Source organism: Bradyrhizobium niftali (genome assembly GCF_004571025.1).
In the GTDB taxonomy this organism is placed as follows: domain Bacteria; phylum Pseudomonadota; class Alphaproteobacteria; order Rhizobiales; family Xanthobacteraceae; genus Bradyrhizobium; species Bradyrhizobium niftali.
In genome coordinates, this window is sequence record NZ_SPQT01000030.1 from 1 (window position 1) to 14,169 (window position 14,169).

Annotated in this window: 8 protein-coding genes and 1 pseudogene; 6 read left to right on the plus strand and 3 right to left on the minus strand. The window is 62.1% G+C overall.

The features are described 5' to 3' along the window. From E4K65_RS36645 to E4K65_RS36670, 6 genes are all read left to right on the plus strand, one after another. Window positions 1–2,431: adenylate cyclase (locus E4K65_RS36645; protein WP_135178240.1), on the plus strand; the 2,431-nt coding region annotated here is incomplete at its 5' end. Window positions 2,432–2,780: 349 nt separating this feature from the next. Further along, window positions 2,781–2,963 carry a hypothetical protein gene (locus E4K65_RS36650; RefSeq protein ID WP_135178241.1) on the plus strand — a complete coding sequence of 61 codons (183 nt, stop codon included), beginning with the start codon at window positions 2,781–2,783 and terminating at the stop codon, window positions 2,961–2,963. A gap of 613 nt (window positions 2,964–3,576) precedes the next feature. Next, the gene (locus E4K65_RS36655) at window positions 3,577–3,768 is read left to right on the plus strand and encodes a hypothetical protein (RefSeq protein WP_049812216.1); all 192 of its coding nucleotides are present in this window, start codon (window positions 3,577–3,579) and stop codon (window positions 3,766–3,768) included. 136 nt (window positions 3,769–3,904) lie between these two features. Further along, complete coding sequence (locus tag E4K65_RS36660) at window positions 3,905–4,207, plus strand: hypothetical protein (protein ID WP_135178242.1); 303 nt, start codon at window positions 3,905–3,907, stop codon at window positions 4,205–4,207. A gap of 531 nt (window positions 4,208–4,738) precedes the next feature. Beyond that, a complete protein-coding gene (locus E4K65_RS36665; RefSeq protein ID WP_135178243.1) occupies window positions 4,739–6,181 on the plus strand; it encodes an FAD-binding oxidoreductase in 1,443 nt (480 codons plus the stop codon). Window positions 6,182–6,217: 36 nt separating this feature from the next. Beyond that, complete coding sequence (locus E4K65_RS36670) at window positions 6,218–9,547, plus strand: adenylate/guanylate cyclase domain-containing protein (RefSeq protein ID WP_135178244.1); 3,330 nt, start codon at window positions 6,218–6,220, stop codon at window positions 9,545–9,547. A gap of 965 nt (window positions 9,548–10,512) precedes the next feature. On the opposite strand, the pseudogene E4K65_RS36675 reads toward E4K65_RS36670, so the two are convergent. From E4K65_RS36675 to E4K65_RS36685, 3 genes and pseudogenes are all read right to left on the minus strand, one after another. Further along, window positions 10,513–10,695 (minus strand): annotated as a pseudogene (locus E4K65_RS36675) (hypothetical protein); the annotation flags it as partial. Between the two features lie 445 nt (window positions 10,696–11,140). Beyond that, window positions 11,141–12,463 carry an NAD(P)/FAD-dependent oxidoreductase gene (locus E4K65_RS36680; RefSeq protein WP_135178245.1) on the minus strand — a complete coding sequence of 441 codons (1,323 nt, stop codon included), beginning with the start codon at window positions 12,461–12,463 and terminating at the stop codon, window positions 11,141–11,143. 232 nt (window positions 12,464–12,695) lie between these two features. Then, a complete protein-coding gene (locus E4K65_RS36685) occupies window positions 12,696–14,159 on the minus strand; it encodes an aldehyde dehydrogenase family protein (RefSeq protein ID WP_135178246.1) in 1,464 nt (487 codons plus the stop codon). Window positions 14,160–14,169: the final 10 nt, after the last annotated feature.

Genomic DNA, 14,169 nt, shown 5'->3' on the forward strand with positions numbered 1-14,169 from the left:
GCTGCGCGGGCGACTTGAAGATGAGGCGCATACGGCCCTGAGCCACTACTGCTCACCGCACCATCAGACCAGCCCGCTGCATCCGGTGATCGGGCTGTTGGAGCGGGCGGCAGGATTTGCCGCGGATGACCCCGCCGCAACGCGGCTCGACAAGCTCGAGGCGCTGCTTGCGCTCTCGAGCAATGATGTCAGCGTGGTGGCCCCGCTGCTCGCAGCATTGCTGTCGCTCGAGACCGGTGCGCGCTATCCGCCGCTCGACATGAGCCCGCATCGGCAGAAGGAGCGGACGCTCGAGGTGTTGGTCGATCAGGTCCTGGGCCTCGCAGCCCACCAGCCCGTCCTGGCCCTGTACGAGGACGTGCACTGGGCCGATCCGACCTCGCTCGAGCTGCTCGATCTCCTGATCGACCGGGTGCAAGGCGCCCCCGTGCTCGTCCTCATCACCTTCCGGCCGGAGTTCGCGCCATCCTGGACGTGCTATGCCCATGCCACCGCGCTGAGCCTCAGCCGGTTGAGCCGCCGGCAGGGGGCGGCCATGGTCGCGCGGCTGAGCGGCGGCAAGGCGCTTCCCCCCGCGGTGCTCGACCAGATCGTGGCCAAGACGGACGGCGTGCCGCTGTTCGTTGAGGAGCTGACGCGGGCCGTGCTGGAGACCAATCTGCTCCGGGATGAGGGCGACCACTACGCGCTCGCCGGACCGCTGCCGCCGATGGCGATCCCGGCCACGCTCCAGGAGTCGCTGCTGGCCCGGCTCGACCGGCTGGCCCCAGCCCGAGAGGTCGCCCAGACCGCGGCCGCGATTGGTCGAGAATTCTCCTACGAACTGCTCGCGATTGCGGCGGCGCTGCCGGAGAGCGAACTGCACGCGGCCTTGGACGACCTCGTCGATTCGGGTCTGGTATTCCGGCGTGGGACGCCGCCTCAGGCGACCTACAGCTTCAAGCATGCGCTCGTGCAGGACGCCGCATATGCGACCCTCGTTCGCGCGAAGCGGCAGCGCCTACACGCCCGCATCGCCACCGCGCTCGAGCAACATTTTCCGGAGACAGTGCAGGGGCAGCCCGAGCTTCTGGCCCATCACTACACAGAGGCAGGACTTGCCGAACCGGCGATCGATGATTGGCTGAGGGCGGGACAAGCAGAGATCGCGCGGTCGGCCACAGCAGAGGCGATCACGCAATTGACCAAAGGGCTCGACCTGATTCCTGCTCTCCCCGACGACGCTCCACGATGGCGGCGGGAACTCGAGCTGCAAATCGCGCTCGGCGTCGCCCTGATGGCCGCAAAGGGCTGGGCCGCACCGGAGGTCGGGCGGGCCAACGCACGGGCCCGAGACTTGTGCGAGCGCCTGGGCGAGACGTCGCGGCTCTTCCCTGTTCTCTATGGGAAGTGGGTTTTTCACGTCGTAAGGGCGGAGCTCGAGGCCGGTCGAATTGTAGGCGAGGATTTGCTCTGCCGCGCCCAGGCACAGAACGATGCTGCCGCCGAAACCATCGGCAATCGCATCGTCGGAACCACTGAATTGCTTCGCGGCGAGTTAATGGCTGCGCGCGCCCATTTGGAGCGGACGCTCGCCCTCTACGATCCGACCGCCCATGGGTCGCTTGCCTTCCTGTTCGCGCAGGATCCCAGTGTGGCGGGGCTTTCCGTTCTATCCTGGGGACTGTTCGCCCTCGGCTACCCTGAGCAGGCCCAGGCGAGGAGCGAAGAGGCATTGAGCGGCGCGAAGGAGTTGTCCCACCGCAACACCCTCGGCTATGCCCTCCTGTACGGCTGCATCCTGTCGCAGCTTCGCCAGAATCACGACGAGGCCGGCGATCGGGCGAATGCGCTGATCGCGCTGGCAGCCGAGCAGGACTCCCCACACTTCCTCGGAGCCGGCATCATCATTCGCGGTTGGACGCTGGGCGAGGCCGGGGATCTTCGGGCCGGTATCGCGCAGATCCGAGACGGGCTTTCGATGTGGCAGGCCACCGGAGCGGGCTTCCTGGTGCCTTATTTCCGAAGTCTGTTTGCTGAGATCCACGTCCGGTCGGGTGCAGTGAACGAGGGCTTGGATCTTGTTACCGAAGCGCTGCACCGAGTGGAAGAAACCGGCGAGCGATGGTTCGAGGCCGAGCTGCACCGGATGACGGGCGAGCTGATGCTACGGCTGCCTAATGCCGATGCGAGCGGCGCGGAAGCACGGTTCGGCCATGCGGCGGCAACCGCGCGCCAGCAGGGCGCCAAGCTCTGGGAGTTGCGCGCAGCGACACGCCTTGCACGATTGTGGAGAGAACAGGATCGGTGTGCCGAGGCACGAGACCTGCTCACGCCAGTCTATAGCCAGTTCACCGAGGGCTTTGCGACACCGGATCTACAGGCTGCCAGGGCAATACTTCGAGAGATCACCGCTCGCTCCGAGCCGACGACGGATCCCAAATACCAGTAGTGATGCTGCATACACTAACAAGCGCTTAGCCGATTCGATCTCGACCGGAATCTCGTCGGTTTTAAGCAGTGGCGTGCCGCCTGTGAATGGCGGCTCAGGGTCACAGGCGGACGATCGAAGTTAGGCCAGCAACTCTCGCCTTGAAAGCGGACCATTGCTCCGCGCTCAGCCGGGGCAGCTTCGGGCCAATAGGCGACCGCTGTGCAACAAGCCGGTGACCGCGGAAACAATGTCAGGTTGTCGCACTTCAGTTTCTCCGGAGATGTAGCGCGCGGGTGACAGACGCTGCGGAGAACAATGGTAGGTTGTAGCTGGGGCGCAAGGGATTTGAAACCTGAGTCGACACACGATGAAGAAAATCTTGCTGAGCACGGTTGCTCTCATCGCACTCGCCATTCCTGCCTCAGCCGCTGATCTGGCGGCACGGCCCTACACCAAGGCGCCGCCTCCGGTGGTCGCTCCGATCTACGACTGGAGCGGCCTCTACATCGGCATCAATGGCGGCGGCTCGGGCTCGAAATCTGCCCGATGAGCAGTTGCCGTCGCCCTCGAGCCGCGCGATCTCCGCCTGCAGCATCACTATCTTTGTTGGCAGTGCGTCTCCGGCCTGGCGACTGCCTAGTTGCCGTGGCGTATGCGGCATTTCAGCGAGATCAACGCACACCAATGCGTTGCCATTATCCGAAAGTGAGCGCGGCAACTGGCGCCGCTTGGCAAGCGACGAGCGGCCACTGGCGAGATTTTCAGGCGGGCAGCAAGTGCGACATATGTCAGGTCTCAATGGGCATCGGCCGTCCTCCTTGGGAACGAACCGGACAGTGTGCGCTGATAACCAAAGGCCAGGCCGCCATGGTTAAGAGATCGTTAACGCGCGAGCAGTGACTGCCGATTGAGCGCGTGGCGGAGGGGGCACGTCGAACCGCTGACCTCGCCTCGGGAGGACGCCGGCCGAAGGGTGATGACTTGGTGCGGCGGCAGCTGAGTGGCTGCGATCGCACATCCGATGTTATGGCAAAACTCTGCCTTTGGGCGACTAGTGCATTCTCATCTTGACCGGACTGCTGGGGCTGCCACTATTCGAGGTGGGGTTAGCCCCTTCATTTTTGCAGAAGGTAATTGCGACCACGCCCGTCGGGAGATGGACGATGACCGAAGAAAGAATTGCTCGTCTACGGACCCATAAAAACAACATCGATCGGTATCGGCGCTTGCTCAAGACCAAGTTGAGTGAGATTGAACGGCAATACCTCGAAAAGCGGCTTTCCGAAGAACAAGCTGCAATGGGAATACATTTGAGCGCGGCTGAGCCGCCACCGATTATGGTCGCCCCGAAATGACCACCTCAGCTCGAATACGATCTCTTACGTTAGAGAGCGCCCCTGCTTGAGTACCTCTTAATGGTACGCGTCCGACCTACCGTTTGTGCGCCACGAGCGGCATGATGGCGGCGCAGTACGCCGTGAGGTAACGACCATGATCAACGACCGCCTCGTGGAGCCGCCGCCGATCCCCCGCATCCGCAAACTCGGCATCGTCGGGACTGCACTCCTCCTGCTTGGGTCAACGGCCGCCTCCAGCGTTCTTGGCGCGGGAGCGCGCATCTCTGAAGGCTTCGAACCGTTCGAGAAATCAGCGAACGAGCGCGTCGCGCAAGCCTTCGATGACTTTAAGGATCTCGCATCTATCCCTGACGAGCTGAAGATTGCACTGACCTCGCTGAGCGAGAGAATTCAGAGCCCGCAGAAACCGCCGGTTCAGGCTGAAGGCAATGAATGACCTGATCTGAGGGCTGCTACCGTTCGCAAATCAGATGTTACGGCATAAGCCGGCCGTTGGCCGACGGTTGTCCGCTGATTACTGTCCGCTCTATCTGCGAAAGAAGACCTGGTCAGGACACATGCAAAGGTCCGCGCCAGGCCAGTAACCGACTTGCGAGAAGTGGCAGCTATGGGCGGCAAAGCGGACATCGGCCGACGAGTCGGCTTCGACCTCCATCCTTTCCTCCACCCCCGAAGTTCCCTTGGTGGACCGGATTTTCTTGGTTTCGTTTGCAGGTGACGGAAAGCCGACCCGCTGGGCTTGTAGGTGCTCCTCATCCGCGAGACATTCTGTCGCTGAACCATTCGTTTTGCCGGAGGACTAACCTCTAGGCGGATATCTGCCGTTCGCAATGTCGAACGGGCTTGCAGCGGGGTGATTCTGCGCCACGTCGGTTGCAACAGCCGTGGGCGTGGTCGTCCTTTCCGCTGATCCGTCCAAGTGAGAACTGACTGCCGAAATACTACCGCTAGTAACGGAGGAGATGCCATGACGCAGATCCGGCTGGCCTCGCTGCAGGGCGAGGCGATTACGCTTGAAAGCGATGCAATTGAGGCCTTTCGCCAAACCTTGCGGGGTAACGTCTGTCTGGCCGAGGAGCCGGGCTACGATGAAGCACGTACGATCTGGAATGCGATGATCGATCGCCGCCCAGGCGCGGTCGTGCGCTGCAAAGGGGCCGCAGACATCATTCGTGCCGTACGGTTTGCGCGAGAGTACGGCCTCTTGGTCGCGGTGCGCGGCGGCGGCCACAATATCGCGGGCAATGCTGTTTGTGACGGCGGGCTCTTGATCGATCTCTCGCTCATGCGTTCCGTCCGGGTTGATGCATTTCACCGCACGGCGCGCGTGGACCCGGGGGCAACGCTTGGCGACTTCGACAAGGAGGCGCAAGCTTTCCGCCTTGCTACCCCGCTCGGGATCAACTCGACGACCGGCGTTGCGGGATTGACGCTGGGCGGCGGCTTCGGGTGGCTTAGCCGCAAGTTCGGGCTTGCCGCCGACAATCTGATCTCGGCCGACGTGGTGACGGCCGAAGGTGAGCTCGTCCGGGCAAGCATCGCCGAGAATACCGACCTGTTCTGGGCGCTGCGCGGAGGCGGAGCCAATTTCGGGGTGGTGAGCTCGTTTGAGTTCCGCCTGCACCCTGTTGGCCCAATGGTTCTGGCCGGGCTTATCATCCATCCCTTTGCCCGGGCGAAGGAGCTGCTCGCGGGCTATCGTGACGTCGCCGCCAAGGCGCCCGATGAGTTGACCGTGTGGGTGGTGCTCAGGCAGGCGCCGCCGCTGCCGTTCTTGCCTGCCGAGGTTCACGGCAAGGAGATCGTCGCGTTCGCCGTCTGTTATGCGGGAGATGAGAACGAGGGCAAGCGTGCGTTGGAGCCGTTGCGCGCGCTCGGAGAGCCGATCGCGGACGTGATCGGCATGCAGCCCTTCGCGACGTGGCAGACTGCGTTTGACCCACTGCTCACGCCCGGCGCCTATAATTACTGGAAGTCGCACAATTTCGTTGAGCTGAAGGACGGGCTCCTCGACACGCTGGTAAGTCAGACGACAAGCTTGCCGACCGGGGAGTGCGAGATTTTCATCGGTCAGCTCGGCGGTGCCACCAGCCGCGTAGCCATCGACGCCACGGTGTTCCCCCACCGCGATGCGAAGTTCGTCATGAACGTTCACACACGATGGCGCGACCCGGCGGATGAGCAACGTTCGATCAGCTGGGCGCGTCAGCTCTTTGCTGAGACCGCATCCCACGCAACCGGCGGCGTTTACGTCAACTTCATGCCGGAGGACGAGACCGATCGCGTGGCGGGCGCCTACGGCCCGAACTATGCTCGTCTCGCGGCGCTGAAGGCCAAGTACGATCCCGGTAACCTGTTCCGGTTAAACCAGAACGTCAGGCCGTCCGCCGCACAGCGACCGGCTGCCTGACAAGAAACCGTAGTTGAGGGGCCAACGGAGACGAAGTTGGACATCGGAGAATGGCTGCGCACCCTGGGCTTGCAGTCCTATGAGCAGACGTTCCGCGACAACGGAATTGACCTTGAGATCCTGTCCCATCTGACGGTTGAAGATCTCAAGGAGATTGGAGTCCAGGCCGTAGGCCATCGGCGGAAGATTCTCGATGCAATCGGCCTGCTGCCAGCGGACCTGGCGGCGGCGCGGACCCCTGCGTCGGTCGAGCGACGTCAGCTCACGCTCATGTTCGTCGACCTCGTCGGATCCACCGACCTCAGCCGCCGTCTCGATCCCGAGGAACTGCGCGAGGTCATGCGGGCCTACTCGAATACGGTAGCGGGAGAGATTGCGCGACTGGAGGGCCACGTCGCGAAGTTTCTGGGAGACGGGGTGCAGGCCTATTTTGGCTGGCCGCGCGCAAGCGAAGATGCGGCGGAGCAAGCCGTGAGGGCGGGACTTGCCGTCGCAACAGCGGTCAGCGGCCTGTCGTCAGGCGCAGGGGGCCTGCTGGCGGCACGTATCGGCATCGCCACCGGGCTTGTCGTGGTGGGCGATCTGCTCGGGGAAGGTGTTGCGCAGGAGGAAACGGTCACCGGGGAGACACCCAATCTCGCTGCCCGTCTGCAACAGGTTGCGGAGCCCGGTACGGTCGTTATCGCCGACAGCACGCGCCGCCTGGTCGGCGATCTCTTCGAATTTGTTGAGCTCGGTTCCCTTCAGCTCAAGGGCTTTGTCGAGCCGGTCCAAGCGTGGCGGGTCATCGGCGAAGGCAGGGCAGAGAGCAGGTTCGAGGCCCTGCACGGCACCCACGTCACGCCACTCGTCGGGCGCGGCGAGGAACTCGATCTGATGCTGTCACGGTGGCGGCTTGCAGAAGGAGGGGCTGGACAGGTCGTCTTGCTTTTTGGCGAGCCGGGAATTGGAAAATCACGATTGGTGCTCGCACTGCGCGAGCGGCTACAGACCGAACAAATCGCGCTCGTCAGCTATGCCTGTTCGCCGCATCACCTGAACAGCCCGCTCTTTCCCTTCATCTCGCAGCTCGAGCGCGAGGCGCGGTTCGCACCTGAGGATGCCGCGGAAGCACGGCTCAAGCGCCTCGAATTACTCCTTGGCGAAAACGGCGAAGGGCTGTCTAGCGATGCAATCCAGCCTCTTGCCGATCTGCTTGGCATTCCAACTGAGAGAGCGAGCACCCAGCCAGAGATGTCGCCGCAGCAAAGGAAGGCGCTCCTGTTCCGCACATTCCTGGCCCGGCTCAATCGACTTGCCGCTTGTGGCCCGGTTCTGATGGTGCTTGAAGACGCGCACTGGCTCGATCCGACCTCGCGCGAGCTGTTCGACCAGATCGTGGATCGTCTCCAGGACTTGCCAGTGCTGGTCGTCGCCACATTCCGCCCGGAGCTCCTGCCGCCATGGACCGGGTTTCCGCACGTCACGTTGCTCATGCTGAACCGCCTGCCACAGGCGCAGGTGGTCGTGCTCGTCGACCGGATCACCGAAGGTAAAGCGCTTCCCGCCGAGGTTCTCGATCGGATACTGGAGCGGACCGAGGGTGTGCCGCTTTTCACCGAGGAGCTCACGAAGGCCGTTCTTGAAGCCGGGATTCTCCGCTACAACGGCGCTCGTTACGTGCTCGCCGGGGCATTCCCGTCCTTGGCGATTCCAGCGACGCTGCACGATTCGTTGATGGCGCGGCTTGACCGTCTTGCTCCCGTCAAGGAGGTCGCCCAAATCGGAGCCTGCATCGGCCGCGAGTTCGATCACGAATTGCTTGCTGCAGTCGTGTCGATGCCAGAGGTGGAGCTCGCCGCGGCGCTGGACCGCCTGGTGGCCGCAGAGCTCGTTTTCCGGCGGGGCCTCGCGCCTGCCGCTACCTATGTCTTCAAGCACGCCCTGGTGCGCGACGCCGCTTATGAAAGCCTGCTCAAACGGCGCCGCCAGGAATTGCACGCGCGGATTGCCACGTCGATCGAAGCGCTGTTTCCGCAACTTATCGAAGCGCAGCCGGAGCTCGTCGCCCGTCACTTCGGCGAGGCCGGATTGGCAGAGAAGGCCATTCCATACTGGCTGAGGGCCGGTCGCCTAGCAGCCGCTCGATCGGCGAATATGGAGGCAATTGCCCATTTGAGATCAGGGCTCGAGTGCGCCCGAACACTTCCCCTCGGCGCATCACGCTCGCGCTTCGAGCTCGACCTGCAGCTTGGGCTTGGCGGCCCGTTGATTGCAACGAAGGGATTTGCGTCGCGCGAGGCGGAAGCGGCGTTCCAGCGCGCGCAGGAACTCAGCCGCGAGCTGCAGAGCGAGGCTGATCTCTCCGCCGCGTTGAAGGGGCTCGGCCACGTCTATCACGTGCGCGCCAATCTGCGCGAGGTCACAAGCCTCGTGGAGGAGACGGAGTTGCTGGCCAAACGAAGCGGTGATCCCGTGCGTCAGGCCGAAGCCGATCATCTTGCGGGAGTGCTCTCGTTCCACCTTGGCCAGTTTCAATTCTCGCGCGATCGGCTCGAGAGAAGCGCACAAGCCGGCGAATACCGCGGCCGCTATTATTCCGAGGTTTACGGAATTAATATGAGCGTATTCTGCCGTGCCTATATGAGCCATTGCGACTGGCATCTCGGCTATCCCGTTCGTGGCCTCAGGATTGCTGAGGAAGGGCTCGCCGTGGCGCGTGAGATTTCACATCCATTCAGCATCGCGCTCGCGCTCAACTATCTGGCGATGCTCCATCAATTCCAGCGGGAGCCAAATGCCGCACTGCGAGCCGCTGTCGAGTCACGCGACATCTGCGCCAAGTACGGCTTCAACTACTATGGCGCATGGGCCAGCCTCGTTCGCGCCTGGGCGATTGCAGAATCCGGCCGGCTTGACGACGGTCTTGCGGACTTTGATGCGGGGCTTGAGGATTTCCGGCGTACAAGTGCGGGGCTACGTATTCCGCACCATCTCGGCTTGCTCGCCGCGCTTCGTCGCAAGGCTGGAAACGCCATGGCCGGGCTTCGGGTCATCGACGAAGCGGTCGCACTTGCGGACGCAAGTCTCGAGAGCTGGTGCGCCGTCGAACTTCACCGGGAGCGCGGTGAACTGCTGTTGCTCGCAGCCGGGGCGGAGGCCGAAAATCAAGCGGACGCGGAGTTCGAGGCTGCGATTGAAATTGCCGCTGCCCAGGGAGCAAGGCTGCCCGAGCTTCGCGCAAGCGTTGCGCGCGCCAGACTTCAAGCGGCACGCGGCATGCGGCGAGAGGCGCGCGACGCTCTTGTGCCGATCTACAGCTGGTTCAGCGAAGGCTTGGAAACACGCGATCTCGTGGAAGCTCGCAAGTTGCTGGCAGACTTGTGACCAAGTTGACGCATTAACCACTCGATCTGGGTTAGGTCGCAGCCGACGACCGGACAAGACAGAGCATCTCGCAGGCTGACTTTGGGGTTGAACCGCTAGGGTTGAAAAATACACACCTGTGAGTTTGCAAGTGATTGATCTCTTGCTTGTTCTCCCCGGCTGGTTTGCCGGTCGCTGCAAAGACTGTCGGGCCGCTCTAGACACATGGCCTTGAAGAAATCCCGGGGTGAGAATGGTCCCCGCCCAATCCCCAGCGAAGGCCGCCCACTCTGAGCAAAGTGGGCTTTGTTCTATTTGTGAGCTTTTTTTGCGTCTGATCCAGTGAGGCCAGCCCTGAGAACGCCTCACGCAAGCTTTGCGACCTGCCCTGTCAACCTGACTGTCAACCGTGTCAACCTTGTCAACCTAACTTTTCAATGCCTTCAGCTACCGCGTTCGCGAGGTGCGAATTACCCGCGGGCCATCCAGATGCCAGAGGGACCCATGAGAAAGGGCGGTTGGCCCGCTCCTAAGTTCTTAGCTGCTGCATGCACGATTTTGCAATTAGGTCGGCAACTGACCCACGGCGTACCAGAGAAACATCGCCTATTGGTGCATCATCAATTCGGCAACGAGGCTAATCATCACAAACGCCGGCAAAATCTAACGACCACCAAATCGGCTCCTATCCGGATCACGATCACAACAATCAAAGGAAGTCTCCTCATCGTCACGATCACCACGAGCATCACGAGCATCATGATCATTGTCGCGACCGTAACGCTTGATGATGCTCGATTCACTGAATCATGTTGCTCGCACACGCGATCCATGTAAGCTCTTTTCAATCGTCTCCCACATGGGATTTTTACGACACGTTGGCTCACGATCGGAATGCGGGGAACCTCCTAGGTGCAGGGAGAGATATTGCCATCCATGAGTCTGGTCATGCCGTTGCGCGCGTTCTGTCGATAGGCCGCGTAGGTAATCTGCTTGAACATAGTCATCGAGTTGATCGTCCGATCGAGCACGATCAGCTTGCAGGTCTTGGCATCAACACCGGTCGTCAAGAGTTGAGACGTGGTTGCGATTACAGGATATGGCTCCTCAGGATCGATGAAGCGATCCAGCTCGGCTTTGCCTTCGGGACTATCGCCGGTGATCCGCATACCCATGCCGTACCTTGAGAGGAAAAGCAGGGCGGTCAGATCGGGCTAAGCCGTTGAATCGCTGGTACCGCAAACAGGACTCGAATCTGTGATCCCGTCATTACGAATGACGAGGGCGCCTGAGCGAGAGAGATCCAAACCGCGCCCCCATAAGCGCTTGGTTTGCCGGAAAATGTCGTACTAGACCAACTCGCAGGGTACTAAGATTCGGAGAAAATTCAGTTCTCTGGGCCTATCCAACGTCTAGTTTGATCCGCGATGGGGTCTCTCTGGCCAGAAAAAAGCAGGAAAACGGCCGGATATTTGGCCTGTCTCCGCATAGGAGTACGACATGACTTTGGCTGGCTGGCGGAGAGAGTGTCAGTCAATCCCTGTTGAAAGATAAAGCATTTTCGCCTTTGTCGGATCAATACCTACCGTTCGAGCTACGGATCCGGCTCGATCTTCAGATGGCGGCGATGTCCAGCTTCGAGCCATCGACCAGACGCGACAACCGAAACGGTTTGGGATCAACGCAAGGCGTGTCGTTCACGAGAAGCTGTGCAGCCAGATAGCCAAGCCCCGGGCCCAAACCGAAGCCGTGACCCGAGCAGCCCGCTGCGAGGACGAGGCCTTCCACCCCGTCCACCTGCGATACCACGGGCACTGCGTCTGGCGTGCAATCGACGAAGCCGCCCCAGGCGCTATCGATCTTGATTTCGCCGAGTTGGGGGAAGGTTTTCCGGACACTCTCCACCACTTGGCTCACCAGCCATTTCAAGGGCGGAGGATCCAGCACGCGATTCTGTTCGAAGATCCGATCGTCGTTGGTCAGGAGCGCCGGCATTGAATCCGGCCCTGAAACGAACGATCGGCCGACGCCGAGCCTGACGTTCTTCAGGCGACGCAGGAACTGCGGCATGAATTCCCGGCTATACCGGATAGCCTGGGGCGTGATTTCGAGGTTCGCCTTGCCGCTGATCGCAAGCGTGTAGCTGCCGTCCAGTCGGCGCGTGATCGTGCAGTAGGGTGTCGAGACCGCCTCGCCTATGTTGATCGTCGGGGTGGAACGCAGCGCGGTCTGCCGGATGCTCGCTTGGGGGAAACTGATCCCGAGCGGCCGAAGGAAGCGCGAGGACCAGGCGCCGGAGGCGCACAGCACCGCGCTGGTTCTGATGTAGCCCTTCTCCGTGTGAACGCCCGCAATCTTGCCATTGGCCAAGTCGAGCGCCCGCGCGGCGCATCCCTGGTGGATCGTGGCGCCCAGAACTCTGGCCCCATCGGCGATAGCCGGCGCGGCGAGCGCAGGTTCGGCCTTGCCGTCCCGGTCCGAATAGGTCCCGCCGATCCATTTGTCGCGCGCTTCGGGAACGCGCGCGGCCACCTCCGCCCGGCTCAGCACGCGGGTGTCGACGTCGTACTCCCTGGCGACCTCGCGCCACCTTTCCCAGCCGGCGAGCACAGCCTCATCGTGGGTCGCATAGACGAGACCGCAGCGTCGAAATCCGAGGTCCCGATTGATATCGCGCGTGAGTTCGTCCCACAGCCGCATAGAGATCACCGAGAGCGGCAGTTCGCGCCGGTCGCGGTTCTGTTGGCGGCACCAACCCCAGTTTCGGCTCGATTGTTCACAGGCGACGTGGCCCTTCTCGAGGAGCGCCACAGAGAGGCCGCGCTTCGCCAGGTAATAGGCGGCCGTAGAGCCGAGGATGCCGCCGCCGACGACGACGACGTCCGCCTCGGCCGGAAGACGCTCATCGCTGTGAATGCGCTCGACGTGGGGCGACATGTTCCAACGAACCTCGGCTGCCAAGAATGCGGAAGCAAAGTTCCGATCAGCCCTTCATCGCATCGTGCGCTCGATAGAATGTGCTGAAATCATCCAGGACTTCGCAAGATGTTCGGGTTTTTGGCCGCTTGATTGAACGAAGCTGCTCAAGCCCGACCGAGCATGGTTGCAGGAACAGTGCAAGAGTTTCATTTAAAGCGCGATGCCGCAGCTTTTCGGAGCCGATATTGAGCTATCGGTAGAATCCGAGAACTGCCTTCGTCTCGAGATACTCCTCCATGCCCTCGAGGCCGTATTCGCGACCGTTGCCGGAGCGCTTGTAGCCGCCGAAAGGTGCGTTCGGGTCCCAGTCAGGATAATTGAGATGGACTTGACCCGACTGGATCTGCCCGGCGATTGTCCGCACTGCTTTCATATCAGCGCCCTGCACATGGGCGCCGAGGCCGTAGACGGTGTCGTTGGCGATCGCGATCGCCTCGTCCACGGTGTCGTAGGGAATGATCGATAATACTGGGCCGAAGATCTCCTCCTGCGCTATCCTCATGTCGCGACGAACGTTCGAGAAGATCGTCGGCCGCGCATAGAGGCCAGTCTGAAGGTGGTCAGGCCGCCCCGGCCCGCCCATGACGAGCTTCGCGCCTTCCTTCAGACCTACACTGATCATGGTCTGCACGCGCTCGAACTGCGGCCGGTTGGCGATCGGACCATGGGTCGTGCTTTCCGCAAGGGGATCGCCGACCACCAATTCAGAAGCGGCGGCCGCCGCCAGGATCTCGACCTCCTCCATTTGTGAGCGGGACACAAGCATGCGCGTCGGTGCGCTGCAGGATTGGCCGAGATTGCGGAAGGCTGCGCCGACGCCAAGCGGAACAGCGCGGCTCAGATCGGCATCAGGCAAAATAATGTTCGGCGACTTGCCGCCAAGCTCCTGGGCGACGCGCTTGACGGTGGGCGCCGCGGCCTGCGCGACGAGAACGCCGGCCCGGGTCGAGCCGGTGATCGAGATCATGTCGACCAGCGGATGCGACGCCAGACCGGCCCCAACGATCGGACCTGTCCCATTGACGAGGTTGAAGACGCCGGGCGGACAACCGGCATCGTCCATGACCTCAGCGAATAGCAAGGCGCTCAGCGGCGATAATTCGCTCGGCTTCAACACCACCGTGCAACCCGCTGCGAGCGCGGGGCCGACCTTCGCTGTGATCTGGTAGAGAGGCCAGTTCCAGGGGGTGATGAGCCCGCAGACACCGATCGCCTCGCGCATGATCGCGGTGCTGCCACGCGCGGTGACGAACGGATAGGTCGCGAGATTGTCGCGTGCGACACGGATATGTTCGGCGGCCAGCGGTACCTGGGCTCGGCGCGCATAGGTGATGGCAGCTCCCATCTCGCACGTGAGAACCTGCGCGAACAACTCCAGCCGCTGGAGGAGCAAACCATGAACCCGGTCGAGCAGCGCCGCTCTGTCAGCCGGCGCTGTCATGGACCAGCCGGCGAAGGCGCGTCTGGCAGCTGCTATGGCGCAGTCCACATCATCGTCATCGCCGAGCGGAACCTCGGCGATCGGCTGCTCCGTCGCCGGATTGACGACGGTTGCTGCTGCCGCGACTGATCCGATCGGCTTCCGCCATTCTCCGTCGATGTAGAATTTTCCGAGGAAGCCGGCTTCCGTCAGGTGCCGAAGGGGAGAGGTCATTGGACGCGAT

What these genes read in the sequence shown, in the direction of transcription:
- E4K65_RS36650 (WP_135178241.1), top strand. Translation starts at nt 2,781, where the DNA reads ATGAAGAAAATCTTGCTGAGCACGGTTGCTCTCATCGCACTCGCCATT.
- E4K65_RS36655 (WP_049812216.1), top strand. Translation starts at nt 3,577, where the DNA reads ATGACCGAAGAAAGAATTGCTCGTCTACGGACCCATAAAAACAACATC.
- E4K65_RS36660 (WP_135178242.1), top strand. Translation starts at nt 3,905, where the DNA reads ATGATCAACGACCGCCTCGTGGAGCCGCCGCCGATCCCCCGCATCCGC.
- E4K65_RS36665 (WP_135178243.1), top strand. Translation starts at nt 4,739, where the DNA reads ATGACGCAGATCCGGCTGGCCTCGCTGCAGGGCGAGGCGATTACGCTT.
- E4K65_RS36680 (WP_135178245.1), bottom strand. Translation starts at nt 12,463, where the DNA reads ATGTCGCCCCACGTCGAGCGCATTCACAGCGATGAGCGTCTTCCGGCC.
- E4K65_RS36685 (WP_135178246.1), bottom strand. Translation starts at nt 14,159, where the DNA reads ATGACCTCTCCCCTTCGGCACCTGACGGAAGCCGGCTTCCTCGGAAAA.